This window comes from Nostocoides japonicum T1-X7 (genome assembly GCF_001046855.1).
GTDB lineage: Bacteria > Actinomycetota > Actinomycetes > Actinomycetales > Dermatophilaceae > Nostocoides > Nostocoides japonicum.
On sequence record NZ_HF570958.1, the window covers coordinates 4,683,742 to 4,685,988 of the forward strand.

General features: G+C 74.8%; 1 pseudogene. It reads left to right on the forward strand.

Features of this window, described 5'->3' with window-relative positions:
- Positions 1-456 precede the first annotated feature (456 nt).
- Positions 457-2,247 (forward strand): annotated as a pseudogene (locus BN12_RS24810) (hypothetical protein); the annotation flags it as partial.

Here is a 2,247-nt window from a genome sequence, read left to right on the forward strand (position 1 = left end):
CGCCCCACCCGGCCGGTCTGGCGGTCTGGCACCCGATCAGGGCTTGGGCACCACCCCAGTCGACCGGGCTCACCCGGCCGGTCTGGCGGTCTGGCACCCGATCGGGGCCTCTGCACCACCCCAGTCGACCGGCCCACCCGGCCGGCCTGGCCATCTGGCACCCGATCGGGGCTTGTGCACCACCCCAGTCGACCGGGCTTACCCGGCCGGCTTGGCGGTCTGCCACCCGATCGGGGCTTGTGCACCCCCTCCGCTCCCCGGGCCGGCGATTCCCGCTGCGGCCTTGGCTGGCGTCTGGGAAACGAGGGACCCGCGGTGCGGGTGCCTCGCCTGCGCGGGGTGTCGGGTCGGTCGTCGGGGCCGTTGGCGGAGCCGGTGCCGCGGACCTCCACGGTCTCTGCGGGAACCCTTCCTCGAACACTTGTGCCGAGCGAGTATCAGGTCTAGAATGGACAGATGTTCGAGATTCCGTTCGGGGTGGCCGAGGTAGGTCGGGTCTATGCGGACCTGACCGATCCGGACGCACCGGTCGGGACGGTGACCGACTGGGTCGAGCTGGTGGCCAGCTGCCAGGAGAGCATCAACGCGCTGGCCGCGGTCCAGACGTTCGCGATGGCCCGGGTCGCCGCGTTCGAGCCGCAGGCCTGGGAGGACGGCACCATCGAGGATGTCCCCGGCCCGCTGGGCCATACCCGCATCGACGGGCCCTGCCTGGTCGCCGGCCCCCTGGGGGTCTCCGAGCAGGCGGCCGCGTCCCGGATGGACGACGCGGTCCGGTTGGCCACGTGCCTGCGGCCGGTGCTGGAGGTGATGGCCGCCGGTCGGCTCGACGGGTGGCGCGCCTCGGTCGTGGCCAGCGAATTGCACGACGCCCCCGCCCCGGTCGCCCACCAGGTCGCGGAGACTCTCGCACCCCGCCTCGGCCGGGAGACGGCCGGGCCGCTGCGACGCCGGGTGACCCGGGAGCTCGCAGCAATCGACCCCGCTCTGGTCCGGCAACGCGCCGCCCGGGCCCGCGCCGAACGCTCCCTTCGGCGGGTCACCGACTACCTGGGCGTGGATCGATGGGAAGCCACCATCCCCCTCGAGGACTCCCGCCGCGCCTGGGCCGCGGTCGACCAGCTGGCTCAACAGTACGTCGACGAGGGCCGCAACCCGACCCTGGAACAGGCCCGCGTCGACGCGATGATCGACCTCATCCTCGGCCATGCCCACGGCGCCTACCGCATCGAGCTGGCCGTCCCCCATGACCTGGTCGACGAGCTTCTGGCCGCCCTCGCCGACGCCGCCGCCCAGACCGACGCCACCGACTACGCCGCCGCCGCCGACCAGCCCGACGGCCAGGCCCACGACGACACTGACCAGCCCGGACCCAGTCACCAGACCAGCGACACCCACGACGCCGAAGACAACGACCCGGGACCCGGCCCGCAGCCCACCGGCGCTAGCGACCAGGTCGACCACCACACAGACAGCCACGGGGATGGTGAGCCGGGGCCTGGTGAAGAGCCGGTGGACCCCACCCCCGGCGCCCCCGGCGCGACGGCCGAGACCGGGACGGCCTCCAATCGCACCGACGGGCGCGGGGACCGGGCAGCCGGGAAGACCCGCGACGAGACCGGGGCCGAGACGACCGACGCTGCGCGGTGGGCCGGCGACGAGCCCACCGCCGGCGCCCTCGGCGCGACGGCCGAGACCGGGGCGGCCACCGGTCGCAGGGGCCGTGAGAAGTCCGGAACAGCCGCCGCGAGTGCCGAGCCGGCCCCGCAGGATGGCGACGACGCCGGATCCGGCGACGAGGCGGTGACGATCAGAACCGACACCTGCACGTCGGGGCCGAAAGGGTCGCCGATGGCCGCGGGGGTTGGTGACGCGGCGGGGTCGCGGGGCCGGGCCGAGGTCGAACGCTCCCGGCCGGGCGGGTCGTCCGACCCGGCGATGACCGGGGCGGACGCGTCCGTTGATGCGCATGCCGGTAGTGGAGCGGTGGGTGTGGTCGCGCGCCACAATCACGCTGACCGCGAAGAGGATTCGGCCCGGGGCGATGGGTCGGTGACGGCCGGAACCGGCCATGAGCCGGCTGGGTCGGCCGGGGGTCCGCCCGGCGGCACCTCCGCCGATGCCGAGCGCGCCCGCGCCCGCGCCGATGCCGAGCGCGCCCGCGCCGATGCCGAGCGCACCTGCACCTCAGACGACCAACCGGGGAGCTCGACGGTCGACCCGCACCCGTGGACGGGTACGGCGGGG